The sequence below is a fragment of the Edaphobacter sp. 12200R-103 genome, from assembly GCF_010093025.1.
In the GTDB taxonomy this organism is placed as follows: Bacteria; Acidobacteriota; Terriglobia; order Terriglobales; family Acidobacteriaceae; genus Edaphobacter.
Map to the genome: position 1 here is coordinate 1,669,213 of NZ_CP048114.1, position 15,586 is coordinate 1,684,798.

Below are 15,586 nucleotides of genomic sequence, written 5' to 3' on the forward strand. Positions count from 1 at the left end.
CTTGTCAGCCGCCTGTTTTCCTCAATCCTTCTGCAAAGAGGCATCTTTTCTCCGCTGGGCCGTTTCAGTGCGCGGTAAAGGGAGAAAGCAACCTTCTCATTTCGCTGCGGTTCGCGCCAGAGCAGACCTTCGGCAGGTTGTCCCCGTTTCCCTGACGAACCATTTACACTGATAAGTGGGTAGTATCTTGCTCCCTACGAAGGACACAGGTTTGTTTAACTCAGTCATATCAAAAGTCTTTGGAACCAGTAACGATCGTGCGGTCAAGCGGATGTTGCCGACCGTTGCCCAGATCAACGCCCTCGAGCCTGCCCTCCAGGCGTTGAGCGATGAAGAGCTGCGCAACAAGACGGCAGAGTTCCGCAAGCGGATCGCCGATGCCCTCGTGGGAATAGAAGATACACCTGAGAATGCCGAGGAGCGATATGCCGCGGAGAAAGCGGCGCTTGATGCCCTGCTTCCCGAAGCGTTCGCCGTGGTTCGCGAGGCGGGTCGCCGCGTCGTGCAGATGCGCCACTTCGATGTGCAGTTAATTGGCGGCATGGTGCTCCACTCCGGCAAAATTGCTGAAATGAAGACCGGCGAAGGTAAGACGCTGGTGGCAACGCTTCCCTGCTACCTGAACGCGCTTGCCGGCCGTGGCGTCCACGTGGTGACGGTCAATGATTACCTGGCCAAGCGTGACGCGGAGTGGATGGGCAAGATTTATGGATTCCTGGGACTGTCCGTTGGCGTCATTGTCCACGACCTGGACGATGCGCAGCGGCGCGAGGCTTACGCCTCCGACATCACCTACGGAACCAATAACGAGTTCGGCTTCGACTACCTGCGCGACAACATGAAGTTCGAGGTCGCCGACCAGGTCCAACGCGGAAACTACTATTGCATCGTCGACGAGGTGGACTCCATCCTGATCGACGAGGCGCGTACGCCTCTGATCATCTCCGGCCCGACGGACCAGACGACCGATAAATATGCCCGGGTCAACGTCATCATTCCGAGCCTCGAGCAGGGAGAGTTGATCGAAACCCTCGACAGCAAGACGTGGTCCGGTGACTATGTCATCGACGAGAAGGCCCGAGCCGTCACCATCACCGATGAGGGATGGGAGAAGATCGAAAAGCTGCTCGACATCGGCAACATCGCCGATCCTGAGAACTGGGATCTGAAACACCACGTTGAAGTCGCCGTGAAGGCGCACTCCCTCTACAAGCGCGATGTCGAGTACGTCGTGAAGGAGGGCGAGGTCATCATCGTCGACGAGTTCACCGGCCGCCTGATGCCCGGACGCCGCTGGTCTGACGGCCTGCACCAGGCCGTCGAGGCCAAGGAAGGCGTCGCCATCCGCAAGGAAGACCAGACGCTGGCGACCATCACCTTCCAGAACTACTTCCGCATGTACAAAAAGCTGTCCGGTATGACCGGCACGGCCGAAACCGAGGCCGCCGAGTTCGACAGCATCTACAAGCTGGACATCGTTGTCATCCCTACGAATCGGCCGATGCTGCGCATTGAGTATCCGGACGTGGTGTACCGCACCGCCAAGGAGAAGTATCTTGCGGTGGCCGATGAGATTGCAAAGCTGCATGAGAAGCGCCAGCCGGTCCTGGTGGGAACGACCAGCATCGAGAAGTCAGAGCTGCTCTCCGAGATCCTGAAGCGCAAAGGTGTTCGTCACGTCGTACTGAACGCCAAGTTCCATGAGAAGGAAGCCGAGATCGTTGCCCAGGCCGGCCGCCTTAGCATGGTCACCATCGCGACCAACATGGCCGGTCGTGGTACCGACATTCTGCTTGGCGGCAACGCGGACTTCATGGCCCGTCAGGACCTGGTACGCAAGCAGCAGGCGCGCTCCGTCTCTGCCGCCGAAGGCGCTATCTCTCCAGTCGCCGGCCCGGGAATGTTCCGGTTCTACTACCAGAGCCAGGAATTCGAAACGACCCAGGAGGCATGGGACGCAGCCGTAGCCGCACACTCCTCTGCCTCGCAGAAGGAACGCGACGCTGTCGTGGAGGCGGGCGGTCTCTTCATCATCGGTACCGAGCGGCATGAGAGCCGCCGCGTCGACAACCAGCTTCGCGGACGCGCCGGACGTCAGGGCGATCCTGGCGGCTCACGCTTCTATCTGTCGCTTGAAGACGACCTGATGCGCATCTTCGCGCGCGAGTGGGTCTCAACCCTGCTGCAGAAGCTCGGCATGGAAGAGGGCGTCCCCATCGAAAGCGGCATGATCTCCCGCCGCATCGAAGCCGCCCAGAAGGCTGTCGAAACCCAGAACTTCGAGTCGCGCAAACACGTCCTTGAGTACGACGACGTGATGAACAAGCAGCGCGAGGCTGTCTACGGACTGCGCAAGCAGCTGATGGAGGGCGTCGATCAGAAGCAGCTCATCACCGACGACTATCTCTCTACCGTGCTTTCGAATCTGCTGGACGAATACGCTCCGGAGAAGGTCAACCCGGAAGAGTGGAAGGGCGAGGAACTCTTCTCTGCCCTGTTCGACCAGTTCGGCGCTCATCTTGAAAATGAAGTGGACATCTCGGAGCTGAGTCGCCATGAACTGGGCGAAGCGCTCTTTGAAAGGCTGGGTGGTCGCTACGAGATCAAGGAGAAGATCCTCGGGCCGCAGGCGATGCGCTATCACGAACGCGTCGTCATGCTAAGCGTCCTCGATGGACTCTGGAAGGACCACCTGCTGCAGATGGACCACCTGAAGGAGGGCATCGGCCTGCGCGGTTATGCCCAGCAGGATCCTCTGGTGGCCTACAAGAAAGAGTCCTTCGAGATGTTCGAGGGCATGATGCTCCGCTTCCAGGAAGACACGCTGCGGCATCTCTTCCGGATGCAGATTATCGGACCCGACGGCAATCCTATCGAGACCCTGGAGCAGCTTCCTCCTGGATTCGGCGGATTCAACCCGCCAGCTTCTGAGCCGATAAGTGTTCCGGCATCCCAGGCACCTCCTTCGAGAACTGCACCGGAGCACGCAGGAGTGCCGATTCCCACCCGCGCTCCATCCACAACGATCGATGCCCTCGAACGGGAGTTCCAGCACAGGAAGCAGAAGGAGCTGGATCAAGCCCGGGCCGTAGGAACAGCAACCGCGGCAGGCAATGGAAATACGCCGCGCCTTACGGGGGATAAGGTAGGCCGTAACGACCCGTGCCCATGCGGCTCCGGCAAGAAGTTCAAAAAGTGCCACGGCGCAGAGGCATAATCGCAGTTCACGCAGAAAACGAAAGGGCGGACATCATGTCCGCCCTTTTCCTGTGTCACGGGTTCTTCGCCTATTTCTCCAAGTCGTCCAGCAGCAGGCGTGCTTTGGTGGCAAGCGTCTTCGCTCCCTCCACATCTCCGGAGCTCAGCGCATCCTGTGCCTGCCTACGGAAGTTCCGGATGCGGCTTACCTGGGAACGCTCCTGCCGTACTTTGCTCGCGGACAAATTACTCAAGCGATTTTGGATAGAAGCGATCATGTCCGCTGCCTCCTGCTGGGCGCGCGGACTGGCCTCGCCGCCAAGCGAGAGCGAACCAATCGGATCGGCCTCGGCCGGAGCAGCGGGCGTTGTTGTATCCGGCGGCGGCGTGGCTGCAGAAGATGCAGTCGCAGACGACCCCGAAGGCCGGCGCCTGCGTTCCCGGTGCGGGGTAGCTCCGCTGGCCATAGGTACGGGTGGCAGCTCAACCTGGACCGGCGGAATCATCGGTGGAGGATCAGGTTCCGGTAAACGGAGCACGGCCATCGGCTGTATGACAGGGGGCAGTGGAGGCAACACGGGCTTATGCCGGCATCCAGTCAGACCGATGGCCATGACACAGCCCAGCCCCGCACCCTGCAGAGCTATTCTTACCGGTCTTTGAAACTTTCTGCTTCGCATTACACGTGCTCTCCTATCACCCTGCGGCTGGAACCCGCGGCCATTCCCTTTCTCGTCTCCCCCGGCGAACCGGAGGCCACCGGCAACTTCAGGGTGAATGTCGTTCCTCGATCCGGGGCATGCGGATTCGCATTCGAACGGACATCAAGCGCCCCACCATGCATCTGCAGGATGCGATACGTCATTGCCAGCCCGATTCCGCTGCCCTTTGCCTTCGTAGTGAAGTACAGTTCAAAGATACGCGGAAGAACATCCGGTGGGATACCTTCTCCTTCGTCGGTAACTTCTACCACAGCAAACGGATGTTCCCTACGCAAACTTACGGTCAGCTTCCCTCCCTGCGTCATCGCCTGCATCCCGTTCAACATCAGGTTTAACAACGCTTGACGGACAAGCTCTGCATCCACCCGTACCGGCAAAGGTTCCCCGGGAGCATTTACCGTCACAAGCACGCCGTTCTCATGCATTTCGGCGGAGGCAAGTTCGACGACGGCGTTCACCACCTGGCGGAGATCGTGTTCCCGAAGCTTGAGATCCATGGGACGAGAGAAATCTGCCAGTGTCTCGACCACGCGATCCAGTCGCTGCATCTCACCGGCAAGAATGTCGACATGACGCTGTGCGCCGCCAAGACCGGCCGCTTCGGCATTCGCGAGTTTGCTCCGCAGCAGCTCCAGGTGGACGACCATGGCATTGATCGGGTTTTTGACCTCATGCCCGACGCCAGCGGTCAGACGGCCAATAGCGGCCAGGCGGCGCGAGATCTCAAGCTCCTGCCCTAGTTGCATCATGGATTCCAGGTCGCGCAGAGTGATCAGGATTCCCATGCTCTCGCCCAAACCGTCGTCAAAACGATCGACCGAAACCTGTACGCGCCGTCCATCCTCCAGGGTTACGCTCTCTGCCCCGCCGGATTCTCCATCTGCAAAGGCTGCGAGCACCGCCGCTCCCAGTGCTGTTTCAGGCTCGAAGATCTCCTCCAGATTCTTTCCTACCAGTTCTCCTTGTGGGCGATTGACGAAGTACGCCACGGCGTCAGATACCATCAGGGCACGCCGGTCCGCGGTAAACAAAAGAACGCCGTCGCGCAATGTGTCCAGCATCTGATTTAGGCTGGCCTGCAGGGCCGTGTAACCGGCCTCAGTCGAACGCATCTGCTGGCCCAGGCGGTCAATCGTCTCGGAGACGCGCACGACTGCATCCCCGATAGGCTTCGTCGGGGTGGGAGCCTCTCCTGCCTGGAGCGTTAGCTTCTGCAGCTGGCGGCTGATCTGTTCGATTGGCTGCAGGGCCGCGGTGGCCAGTACAGCCGCTGCCAGCATCGCCGCGACCGCCGCCAGAAACGCGAAGAGAGCCGCAGCACGAAGCCATGGCTCGTAAGAATTCCTCAGAAAGGTCGAGCGCACTCCCAGATGGATCATCAGAAACGGATGCCCGTTTCGTTCCAGCGGCTGAACGGAGTCAAAGACCTGCGGCCGCCCGAAGACCTGTCTGCTTTGGTAGGCAATGCTTCCGTTCTGGATGCTTTCGAGGCTGTACCGCTGCGGTGCAGCCTCATTCATCTCGTCCGGATCCGTGCTGACAATGATGATGCCGCGGTCATCGACCACGCTGACGTCCTGCACCGTCGGAGAATACCGGACGATAGCATTCATCACATCAGCCAGCGGCTGATAGTTACGCAGAGCGTCAGCAACCGCAGCCCGCAGCGCCTCGTCGCTTCCATCCGAAGGAGGATTGGCACGCAACCCTGTCTCCACCGCCTGGCGCGTCATTAAAGTGACCTGGCTGGCGAGAACGCTGTTCGCGGCAGCCGTCTGCTCAATTCTCTGCCGCAGAAGCTCTCCGACAAACAGAATCGACAGCACCATCACAATGGCGCATGTCAGTCCGGTAGCGGACACGACCAGCTTCGTTTTCAGCCGCATGCCTAGTCCACCAGGGCAGAGTTATTTGAGTATTCCTTCAGCTTATTCTGCAAGGTCTTCGAACTGATACCCAGAATCTCTGCGGCCTTTGTCTTGTTGTTGTGGGTCGACATCAGGGTCTTGAGGATCAGCTGCCGCTCCGCCTCATCGACGGTGGTGCCAACTTCAACGCGGACCGTGTTCTGATCTTCGAGGTAGCGCTCCACCTCGCTCGGACGGGCGCCATCCGACTCGCTGGAACGCCCCGGCCTGCCGATGACGGGAGAAAAGCCCGACTCCCCAAACTGCGGCGGAAGGTGCTCCAAACCCAGCATGCCCGTTCCGGCCATAATGGTGGCACGCTCGATTGTGTTGCGCAGTTCACGCACATTGCCCGGCCACTGGTAGGACATCAGCTTCTTGAGAAGGCTGTCCTTCATTCCCGTCACGCTGCAGTTGTGGCGCTCGTTCATGTCCCCGATCATCTTCTGCGCAATCGGAGCAATGTCTTCCAGGTGCTCGCGCAGGGGCGGCATCTGGATATTGAAGACATTCAGCCGGTAGTACAGGTCGCCACGCAACTCGCCTGCGGCAACAGCCTGCTCGGGATCCTTGTTGGTGGCGGCTACAACGCGAACATCGACCGGCGTCTCGGTCTTGCTTCCCAGTCGCCGCAGCTTACGGTCCTCAAGTACTCGGAGCAGCTTGGCCTGTGTCGCCGCCGGCATCTCACCGATCTCGTCCAGCAGCAGCGTCCCCTCTTCCGCCAGCTCAAAGCATCCCGCCCGCCGTTCCAGTGCACCCGTAAAGGCTCCCTTTTCATGTCCGAAGATCTCGCTTTCAATCAACGTCTCAGGAATGGCCGCGCAGTTCACTGCCACAAATGGCTTGTTGTGCCGCGAGCTGAGTTCGTGCAGGGCACGGGCCACCAACTCCTTCCCGGTTCCGCTCTCGCCGGTGACAAGAACGCTGACGTTGGAGGGAGCAATCCGCTCGATCAGCGAGAAGACCTGCTTCATCCGCTCTGAGGTTCCTACCAACGGCCCGAGCGTGCCGGTATCCGGCCGCAGGCGTTGCGAGTAGCCCACGCGAGCGGTCTCAGTCTCGGCGTGCTGCCGGCTGGCGTTCTGCAAAATGGTCCGCAAACGAAGCGGATCGACCGGCTTGGGGACGTAGTCGAAGGCGCCCCTGCGCATTGCCTCCACCGCAGATTCGATGGATCCCTGAGCCGTCATCATGACGACCGCGATGTGGTCGGGCAGCTCCCCAATGCGATTCAGCAGCTCCATCCCGTCCATGCGAGGCATCTTCAGGTCGGTCACAACGATGGCCGGTTTCCAGGAGAGCGCCTTCTCCAGACCTTCAACGCCATCCGCTGCGCCTTCAGTCCTGTACCCCCAGCTCTCGATCAGTTCGGTCAAACCCGTGCGCGCATGGATCTCGTCTTCGACGATCAAAACTCGTTCCAAAAGTCTTCCTGCTTTCTTACCAGAGATTCAAACGGATACTCAGCTTGGATGCCTCTGAACTATTAAGTGTATCGTCTCCTCCGGCCGCTCCTGCCTCTCAAAGCAGGCAATTGCCGCGGGCTTGAGGTAAATCTTTTAGCCTATTGCGCTTATCGGAAACTCGAATATTTCGACTCATGGGTGAGGACGCGGCTTTGCACCTCACACGCGCTATCCTATTCCCTATGCTTGCACCAGAGATCAGCGTTGAAGCACTGGCCGAAGAGCTCCAAAAGGCTCCCCAACCTCTCCTGTTGGACGTTCGTGAACCATGGGAGTTTAATTTCGCCAGCCTTCCGGATTCGCTGCTGATGCCCATGGGAGATGTTCCATCCAGGGCTCACCAGGAGCTCGACCCCGATCAGCCCATTGTCGTACTGTGCCATCATGGCGCACGGTCGCTTTCTGTAACGATGTGGCTACGGGAACAGGGATTTGAGCATGTTCAATCGCTCGCGGGGGGAATCGATCGCTGGTCACGGGCCATCGACCCCTCTGTTCCCCGGTATTAACTAACCAGATTCGCAGCTTGATCATGTCTACCGAGTCTTCCTCTCCGCTATGAACACTTTGCGCCGTCTAAATGAGGACCTTCCTTCCTTTGGCAGCTTTTTGGGCACATTTGTGCATCTCAAATGCGAAAGAGACCTCCGGATGGGAACGTCCTGTCGGAGATCATTGGGAGCAGCATGGTTTGGTCAGCTACATCTACATCGCAATCAGGCGGAGATAACGAAAATAAGGATCCAGGCAACACCTCTGCAGAACGGCAGGGAGGGTCAGACGAACAGGCCACGCAAGGACCCGGAAAAGTCTTTTCGCAGATGGAATTGCAGCGAAAAAACACGGAGCGGGATCTGGCTTTACTCGCAGCGATTGTCGAATCTTCCGACGATGCAATCCTGAGTTGCGATCTCAATGGCAAAATCACAAGCTGGAATCGAAGCGCCGAACGAATCTTCGGGTATATAGCCGATGAAATCCTGGGCTGCCCAACTTCAATTCTGGCATCGGCACGCTGCCAGGAAGATACGGAGCGTGTGCTTGACGAGGTTCGCCACGGAAGAAAGGTCGATCATTACGAGACCTGGCGCCGGCACAAAGATGGAACCGACGTCATGGTGTCGATTACGGTCTCTCCGATTTGCGACCCGTCCGGAACACTCATCGGGGCCTCCAAAGTATCGCGTGACATCACTGCGATCCGGCGCGCGGAAGACGTACTCCGAAATACTGACAAGCTGGCCCTGGTCGGCCGCATGGCTGCAAGCATTGCGCACGAGATCAACAATCCACTGGAGTCAGTCACCAACTTGCTCTACCTGGCGGAACACGAGTCAATCTCCGACGAAGCACGCAGCTATCTTACGTTGGCGCAGCATGAACTGGCCCGAGTCTCGCACATCGTCTCGCAGACCCTGGGCTTCTTCCGCAATACCCGGGGAACAGGCAGTGTCGCCCTTCGCGAGATCATCGACAGCGCCCTGTCTCTTCACCTTGGACGGCTTTCCACTTCCAACGTTGTTGTTCGGAAAGAATACGCCTCTCTATCACCTCAATTGGTCCATCAGGGTGAGCTTCGGCAAGTGATCGTTAACCTGATCGGCAACGCACTGGATGCCATGTCCAGGGGCGGCCGGCTGCGCCTGCGCGTCCGACCGGCCTGGGATCCGGTGACTGGGACCCGCGGAGCCCGCATCGTCATTGCGGATAACGGAAGCGGAATCAGTCCGGAGACTCTGCGACAGATCTTTGAGCCCTTTTTTACGACAAAGGGTGCGGCAGGAACAGGTCTGGGCCTTTGGGTCAGCAGCCAGATTATCTCCCGGCACAAGGGAAGAATCTCGGTGCGCAGCAGTCAGTCGCCTGCCCATCGCGGGACAGTCTTTTCCATCTTCCTTCCAGACCTCAGTGAAGCTCCATCAAGCGAGATGGAGGAGTCGTCCGAAAGTAGGCTGCAGAGGCAGCTTCTCCAGATGCGGGGGACAGAGGCTAACGAGCGCGAGGATGAGTCTCGTCATACACCCTCTGAACTTGACCGGCAGTCAGCTGCGTATAACGCTGCGTAGTGGAAAGCCTCTCGTGCCCCAGCATCTCCTGAATCGCCCGCAGGTCGGCACCCTCCTCCAACATATGCGTACCGAACGCATGCCGAAGCGTATGCGGGTGCACATCGGCCGGCAGTCCGCGGCTTCGAGCAATTGCCTTGACGATGCGGCCCACGCTGCGGGTCGTTAGCCTGCAATCACCGCGCGCGCGAAGATTGATGAGCAATGGCCCCTGGTTCACCAGATTTCTCTTTCCTGCCGCCTGAAGCCGCTCCGCCCGCGTTGGCAGATAGTTGCGAAGGGCCATCGCAGCCTCGTCTCCCAGGGGAACCATGCGTTCTTTGCGTCCCTTGCCGCGAACCAGGATGGCCTCGTCGGCCCACTTGACGCTGTCGAGATTCAGGTCTACCAGCTCAGAGTTCCGAATCCCGCAGCCATACAGCAGCTCGAAGATGGCGCGCTCCCTCTCCGGCCAACGGATGCTCTCCTCCACTCCTTCTGCAGCCTCATCCACACGGCTTGGCGCTGAACGCTTTTGAGCGCCTTCCAGCGAGTTCAGAACGCGGTTGACCTCTTCGACCGTCGGTACCCTGGGAAGATGCTTCGGCAGCCTGGGGGTACTGACGAGAAGCGCCGGATTCTGCTCTATCAGCCTCTCCTTCGCCAGCCAGCGAAACCAGCTTCGAATGGCTGCCAGGGCACGGGCCGCACTGGCCTTGGTCAGCCCACGTTCATAAAGCACCGCCAGGTACGAACGAATATGCGTGTGCTCGACCGCCTTAATCTTCGCTTCGGTACCGAGCGACTCCGCCAGATAGGACGCAAAGTTGCGAATCTCGCGCGTATAAGCGCGCAGTGTGTGCTGCGATGAACCACGCTGTGTGGCCAGCACGGACAGAAACTGCTCCGTCAGGCGAGAAAACTCGGTCTGTACGCTCCCGTCTTCCACGTGCCTATACCTCAGCCTCTGGCGTCATGCGCCTGCCACGCGGATGATGCATCCGATGGACCTGCTTCAGTCTTCCCAGCGCAACATGCGTGTACACCTGTGTCGTCGAAATATCCGCGTGTCCCAGCAGCGTCTGCACACTGCGCAGATCGGCGCCGTGCTCCACCATGTGGGTTGCGCAGCTATGGCGCAGCTTGTGCGGACTCACCTTCTCTCCCGGGGGAGAGGCCGAACGCACCATCTCCCATACCCACTGACGCGTAAGCGGCTTTCCGCGAACACTCAGAAACAGCGTGCGCTCCCGCCCCTTTTCATCCAGCGCTGGCCGGCCCAGCGCAAGATATCTCTCCAAAGCCTCGAGCGCCGACCGCCCCAGCGGGACGATCCTCTCCTTGTCACCTTTGCCGCGAACCTGTGCCCGGCCCGCATCCATCTGCAGATCCTCAACGTGCAGAGAGCATATCTCCCCTACGCGAAGGCCGCCGCCATACAGCAGTTCCAGGATGGCATGGTCGCGCAGCGCAAGTGCATCCGCATCAGCGACACGCGCCGCAACGCCGGTGCGCTCCAGCATCTCTTCCACTTCGCTCTCGGCCAGGCTCTTCGGCAGAATCTTCCAGCTCGCCGGAGTCTCCACGTTCACCGTGGGATCGTGCGCGATCTTTTTGTCCATCAGCAGCCAGCGATAAAATCCGCGCAGGGCGCTCAATTTGCGCGCAATCGAGCGCGAATCGACGCCGTTGCCGCGCAGTCCTTCCATAAACGCGGTAACGTCCTCCTGCTGCACCGTCAGCAGCAGTCCGTCTCGCCCTTCCACATGCTCTGCCATCTGTTCCAGATCGCGCCGGTACGCCGCACACGTCGCAGGCCGCACTCCCTTCTCGACACGCAGGTACACCATGTACTCCCGAAGGATCTGGACGTTACCGGGAAGGTTGGGGTGCATGCATCCGATTATCTCCACATCCAGCCCCGCTGAGACCACCCGTCCCACCGATGTACCTGCCTTGGTACGAACCTCTCGTCACACCCCTTCCGCACTTATGTATGCAAGCCTTTGCAGGCACCCAAATGCCGACAAAGATCGCATCGTTCGATTACAAATTGACGAATCACTTTTTCAGAATCTCATTCGCCAAAGGAATACCAAATGACTCATATCGACCTCCTGCTCGCTGGAGGAGTTCTCCTCTCCACCGCCGCAACCGATGCCGTCTACGTGCTCTTCAACGCCGCCGTCTCCTCCCGCCGTCGCGTACCTGCCGCCACCTGGAGCAGCATCTGGTACCTGCTCTCCGCTTTCGCCGTCATCAGCTACACCCGCAACTGGATCTACGTCTGCTTCGCCGCTCTCGGCTCCTGGATCGGCGCCTACCTCTCCATGACCTTCCTGGGACGCTCCAAAGACCTCGCCCCTGCCCGACCCAACGCCTAACCTGCCCCACCGAACCGTCACCGCGCCTTCTTGCAGGAACCGTCATTCTGAGCGAAGCGAAGAACCTCTGTATTTCGCCCGAGCCGCCACAAAAATCCAGGACTTCCCCGCTGATAAACTGGTAGTCAGCCATGTTTGAAAACCTGTCAGATAAGCTCCAGCGATCCTTTAAGAACCTCCGCGGCCAGGGCACCATCACCGAAGAGAACATCTCCGACGCCGTCCGCGAGATTCGCCTTGCCCTGCTCGAATCCGACGTGAACCTCGCCGTCGTCAACGAGCTGGTGGAGCACATCCGCACCCGCGCCATGGGCTCACAGGTCGCCACCGCCCTCTCCCCCGCCGAGCAGATCGTCAAGATTGTCAACGACGAGCTCGTCCAGGTCCTCGGCAAGGACACCGCCCGCTTCCAGAAGGCCTCGCAGCCTCCCTCCGTCATCCTCATGGCCGGCCTCCAGGGCTCCGGTAAGACGACCACCTCCGGCAAGCTCGCCCAGTGGCTCAAGAAGGCCGGGCACCGCCCCATGCTCGTCTCCGTCGACGTCTACCGTCCCGCCGCGCGCGAACAGCTCGCCATCGTCGCCCGCTCCATCAACGCCAACCTCTACGAAGGCAAGGTCGAATCCGCCCACCCTGGCACCGACGACGTCCTCCGTCTCGCCAAGGAGGCCAAGCGCGAAGCCGCCAACTACGGCTGCGACATGCTCATCGTCGACACCGCCGGCCGCAACCACATCGACTCCGAGCTGATGGATGAGATGGCCGCGCTCAAAAAGCTGCTCAACCCCTCCGAGATCCTCTTCGTCGCCGACGCCATGACCGGCCAGGACGCCGTCAACTCCGCCAAGGCCTTCAACGACCGCCTCACCATCACCGGAGCCGTGCTCACCAAGATGGACGGCGACGCCCGCGGCGGCGCTGCGCTCTCTATCCGCCACATCACCGGCGCCCCCATCAAGTTCCTCGGAACCGGCGAAAAGCCCGACGCCTTCGAGCCCTTCCACCCCGACCGCATCGTCTCCCGCATCATGGGCCACGGCGACATCGCCACGCTGCTTGAGCGCGCCGAAGAGCGCCTCGACCGCGGCAAGGCCGAGCAGTTCGCCAAGAAGGCCCTCTCCGGCGACGGCTTCACCCTCGAGGACTTCCGCGATCAGCTCCGCCAGATCAAAAAGATGGGCTCCATGAAGTCCATCCTCAAGATGCTGCCCTCCGTCGGTCCCTTCGCCGGAATGTCGCAGGCCATCGACAACGTCGACGAGAGCCAGTTCACCCGCGTCGAATCGATCATCAACTCCATGACCGCCCGCGAGCGCGCCGACCACGAGATCATCAACGGCAACCGGCGCAAGCGCATCGCCAAAGGCTCCGGAACCACCGTGCAGGACGTCAACAACCTCCTGCGCCAGTACGCCCAGATGCGAAAGGTCTTCAAGACCATGGGCTCAGGCGGAGGCATGAAGGCTCAGCAAAGAATGATGAGCCAGCTTCAGGGACGGCAACGGTTCGGAAGATAAAACTTTCTCTGTTCGTAAAACGCTGATAAAAATGTAGTTTATGGTCAATCCAGAGATTGGTTTTACTTCGGATGTAAATAAGAGATCCGCAGAGGTTTGTTGGTCGCCGAGATCTTGTACGTGATTGCGTCAAATCGCTAAACGCACCGTCGGGCCTTATCGCCATATATGGAAAACGAGGGGTGGGTAAATCCTCCCTTCTTCGGCAACTGCAACAAGTTGCACTCGGCGACTACTCCCTCCCTATAAGAGCAGGCCTTCAACACGAGCTTCCCCAAAGACCCCGAAAATATCTCACTGTCTATTACAGTTGCGATTCGATGATCGCAAACGGAGCAGGACTGCTTAGCCGCCTCTGCAACGATCAAAACTCCGAAGATGGATTGCTTCGGTTAGTCCCTGCAGACGGCAAGGAAATGGTGGAATTTACCCGATCCAGTGAGAGTGGGATCGGAGCAGATTTGAAAGTGCTGAAGTTCGATACTAAGGGGGGCAGCACTGAAAAATATGCAAGAACTGTTCCTGGAGATATCGTTCAAACATTTCGCAATTTTGTTGATTCGATAATCACACATCAAGTTCACGCAAAAATGAAACGTGATGGCCTTTTAGTGCTGTTGGATGAGTTTGACGTTATAGAAGACAAAAAAGGCCTTGGTTCACTTATCAAATCCTTAACAAGTCCGTATCTGAAGTTTGCGATCTGCGGAATTGGGCAAGATCTTGCAGATCTAGTTGCTGACCATGCATCCGTCGAGCGCCTCTTGGAAGAAGGTGCCATACACGTACTGCCGATGGACAAGCCAGAAACGGAAGAAATCTTCTTCACGGCAGAAAGATTGTTCAAAGGTCAAGTGACATTTGAAAGATCCGTGATTGATGAGATTGTCAGTGTGTGCCAAGGATACCCATATTTTGCGCAGCTGATTGGCAAAGAGTGCATCTCTCAAGCCAACCTCAAAGGCAAGACGACTATTGATAGAGCTATCTTCGGGGGTGTCCTTGATGACATTCGTTCTGGACGGGCTTTCCCCACATTAGAGTCTAGCTATCAGCGAGCAATCGGAAATTCTCGCGATAGAGAACTAATCTTGCATCTTCTAGCTGGGCAGCCGGAAGAAATTGCCATGTTCAATTCTGAGAGTGGTCGGATTCTTCTAAAAGAAGCACGCAAAGATGCAGAGGAGTTAGAGATTCAATACATCGATCAACTTGTCCCACGCCTAGTTGACCCAAGTTATGGCCCTGTGTTGCGGCGGGTTCCGGAAAGACAAGGAACATACGAGTTTGTTAATCCAGTTCTTCGCCTGTATGTAAGACTGCGCGCGATATAGATTACTTACAAACTTCCCGTGATAAAGGATGGGCCACCTATACATCCAATCACCCATTTAGCATCGGGCGCCCCAATCATGCGGTCTCCTCGCATGATTGGGCATTCGCTCAAAGCGCGAACTGCAATTCCTGAAAGCCCCATGCAACCTAAGCTCACCACAGTGTCATCCTGAGCGAAGCCCGAAGGGCACAGTCGAAGGATCGGCGGTTCTTCCACACCGCCACCACCTTCATCCCTCGCCAAACATCTTCACCGGCTTACCCCAATCTTCACTCAGATCCACCCAAGCCGGATTCTCCTGTTCGATCAGCCAGATCTTCTTCGCCCGCGACCAGCCCTTCAACTGCTTCTCCCGCGCAATCGCATCGCCCACATAAGCGAACCGTTCGAACCACACCAGCCGGTTGCAGTTGTACCGCTTCGAGTAGCCATCGAAACGCCCCTGCTTATGCTGCTCCACCCGAAGCTCGATCTCGCTCGTCGTACCCACATAAAGGTTATGGCTCCGGCTCGCCATGATGTAGGAGTAGTAGATCGTCTCGCGCATCGGAATCCAGCATAACCGCAGATCCTTCGACTCCGTTTGGCGAAAAGCGCGCCAAACTCCGCTCAGGATGACACTGTGACTTGAGAGGAGTTCATGGGGCTGCAGAATCGTGTTTGCCGCAAAATCACAGATCCATCTGGCTGCTACTACTTACCACCCCACCACCGGTGTCATCCTGAGCGAAGCCCGAAGGGCGTAGTCGAAGGATCTGCGGTTCTTCCCTCCCCGCCACCACATTCATCACTCGCCAAACATCTCCACAGGCTTCTCCCACACCTCGCTCAAATCCACCCAGGCCGGATTCTCCCGTTCGATCAGCCAGATCTTCTTCGCCCCCGACCATCCCTTCAACTGCTTCTCCCGCGCAATCGCATCACCCACATAGGTGAACCGTTCGAACCACACCAGCCGATTGCCGTTCTACCGCTTCGAGTAGCCATCGCCCCCCCTGCTTATGCTGC

The 15,586-nt window shown here is 58.5% G+C and carries 13 protein-coding genes; 6 read left to right on the plus strand and 7 right to left on the minus strand.

Going from position 1 to position 15,586, the window contains the following annotated elements:
* The first annotated feature begins 211 nt into the window (after nt 1-211).
* Nucleotides 212-3,217 (plus strand): preprotein translocase subunit SecA, encoded by a 3,006-nt coding sequence (secA, locus tag GWR55_RS06910; protein WP_162401612.1) that lies wholly within the window; start codon nt 212-214, stop codon nt 3,215-3,217.
* A gap of 70 nt (nt 3,218-3,287) precedes the next feature.
* On the opposite strand, the gene GWR55_RS06915 is transcribed toward secA, so the two are convergent.
* The 3 genes from GWR55_RS06915 to GWR55_RS06925 are packed head-to-tail and all read right to left on the minus strand — an operon-like array spanning nt 3,288 to nt 7,254.
* A complete protein-coding gene (locus tag GWR55_RS06915) occupies nt 3,288-3,878 on the minus strand; it encodes a hypothetical protein (protein ID WP_162401613.1) in 591 nt (196 codons plus the stop codon).
* Entirely contained in the window at nt 3,878-5,806 is a 1,929-nt protein-coding gene (locus GWR55_RS06920) for a PAS domain-containing sensor histidine kinase (RefSeq protein ID WP_162401614.1), read from the minus strand. The genes GWR55_RS06915 and GWR55_RS06920 overlap by 1 nt, the downstream gene beginning before the upstream one ends.
* A 2-nt stretch (nt 5,807-5,808) precedes the next feature.
* Nucleotides 5,809-7,254 (minus strand): sigma-54 dependent transcriptional regulator, encoded by a 1,446-nt coding sequence (locus tag GWR55_RS06925; RefSeq protein ID WP_162401615.1) that lies wholly within the window; start codon nt 7,252-7,254, stop codon nt 5,809-5,811.
* Between the two features lie 224 nt (nt 7,255-7,478).
* Here GWR55_RS06925 and GWR55_RS06930 point away from each other — a divergent pair, with 224 nt between their 5' ends.
* Together GWR55_RS06930 and GWR55_RS06935 are read left to right on the plus strand one after the other, a co-directional pair.
* Nucleotides 7,479-7,805: a rhodanese-like domain-containing protein gene (locus tag GWR55_RS06930; protein ID WP_162401616.1), complete on the plus strand. Its 327-nt coding sequence runs from the start codon at nt 7,479-7,481 to the stop codon at nt 7,803-7,805.
* 312 nt (nt 7,806-8,117) lie between these two features.
* On the plus strand, nt 8,118-9,362 hold the full coding sequence (locus GWR55_RS06935) for a nitrogen regulation protein NR(II) (protein ID WP_162401617.1): 1,245 nt from the start codon (nt 8,118-8,120) through the stop codon (nt 9,360-9,362).
* On the opposite strand, the gene GWR55_RS06940 is transcribed toward GWR55_RS06935, so the two are convergent.
* Together GWR55_RS06940 and GWR55_RS06945 are read right to left on the minus strand one after the other, a co-directional pair.
* On the minus strand, nt 9,286-10,290 hold the full coding sequence (locus GWR55_RS06940; protein WP_162401618.1) for a tyrosine-type recombinase/integrase: 1,005 nt from the start codon (nt 10,288-10,290) through the stop codon (nt 9,286-9,288). The two genes, GWR55_RS06935 and GWR55_RS06940, sit on opposite strands and share 77 nt — an antisense overlap.
* 4 nt (nt 10,291-10,294) lie before the next feature.
* Nucleotides 10,295-11,236 carry a site-specific tyrosine recombinase gene (locus GWR55_RS06945; protein ID WP_162401619.1) on the minus strand — a complete coding sequence of 314 codons (942 nt, stop codon included), beginning with the start codon at nt 11,234-11,236 and terminating at the stop codon, nt 10,295-10,297.
* A gap of 204 nt (nt 11,237-11,440) precedes the next feature.
* Between GWR55_RS06945 and GWR55_RS06950 the strand changes: the two genes are divergently transcribed.
* The 3 genes from GWR55_RS06950 (at nt 11,441) to GWR55_RS06960 (ending at nt 14,576) form a co-directional block, all read left to right on the plus strand.
* A complete protein-coding gene (locus GWR55_RS06950) occupies nt 11,441-11,725 on the plus strand; it encodes a hypothetical protein (protein ID WP_162401620.1) in 285 nt (94 codons plus the stop codon).
* A gap of 131 nt (nt 11,726-11,856) precedes the next feature.
* Nucleotides 11,857-13,242, plus strand: coding sequence for a signal recognition particle protein (gene ffh / locus GWR55_RS06955; protein ID WP_162401621.1), 1,386 nt, complete (start codon nt 11,857-11,859; stop codon nt 13,240-13,242).
* Nucleotides 13,243-13,562: 320 nt separating this feature from the next.
* Entirely contained in the window at nt 13,563-14,576 is a 1,014-nt protein-coding gene (locus GWR55_RS06960) for a hypothetical protein (protein ID WP_370521398.1), read from the plus strand.
* A gap of 231 nt (nt 14,577-14,807) precedes the next feature.
* On the opposite strand, the gene GWR55_RS06965 is transcribed toward GWR55_RS06960, so the two are convergent.
* The gene (locus GWR55_RS06965; RefSeq protein ID WP_162401622.1) at nt 14,808-15,125 is read right to left on the minus strand and encodes a GIY-YIG nuclease family protein; all 318 of its coding nucleotides are present in this window, start codon (nt 15,123-15,125) and stop codon (nt 14,808-14,810) included.
* Nucleotides 15,126-15,365: 240 nt separating this feature from the next.
* Complete coding sequence (locus GWR55_RS19070) at nt 15,366-15,530, minus strand: hypothetical protein (protein WP_202925590.1); 165 nt, start codon at nt 15,528-15,530, stop codon at nt 15,366-15,368.
* Nucleotides 15,531-15,586 lie beyond the last annotated feature (56 nt).

Excerpts from the sequence above, each read along its gene's own strand:
- GWR55_RS06915 (WP_162401613.1), bottom strand. The coding sequence starts at position 3,878 with ATGCGAAGCAGAAAGTTTCAAAGACCGGTAAGAATAGCTCTGCAGGGT.
- GWR55_RS06920 (WP_162401614.1), bottom strand. The coding sequence starts at position 5,806 with ATGCGGCTGAAAACGAAGCTGGTCGTGTCCGCTACCGGACTGACATGC.
- GWR55_RS06930 (WP_162401616.1), top strand. The coding sequence starts at position 7,479 with ATGCTTGCACCAGAGATCAGCGTTGAAGCACTGGCCGAAGAGCTCCAA.
- GWR55_RS06935 (WP_162401617.1), top strand. The coding sequence starts at position 8,118 with ATGGAATTGCAGCGAAAAAACACGGAGCGGGATCTGGCTTTACTCGCA.
- GWR55_RS06945 (WP_162401619.1), bottom strand. The coding sequence starts at position 11,236 with ATGCACCCCAACCTTCCCGGTAACGTCCAGATCCTTCGGGAGTACATG.
- GWR55_RS06950 (WP_162401620.1), top strand. The coding sequence starts at position 11,441 with ATGACTCATATCGACCTCCTGCTCGCTGGAGGAGTTCTCCTCTCCACC.
- ffh (WP_162401621.1), top strand. The coding sequence starts at position 11,857 with ATGTTTGAAAACCTGTCAGATAAGCTCCAGCGATCCTTTAAGAACCTC.
- GWR55_RS06960 (WP_370521398.1), top strand. The coding sequence starts at position 13,563 with ATGATCGCAAACGGAGCAGGACTGCTTAGCCGCCTCTGCAACGATCAA.
- GWR55_RS06965 (WP_162401622.1), bottom strand. The coding sequence starts at position 15,125 with ATGCGCGAGACGATCTACTACTCCTACATCATGGCGAGCCGGAGCCAT.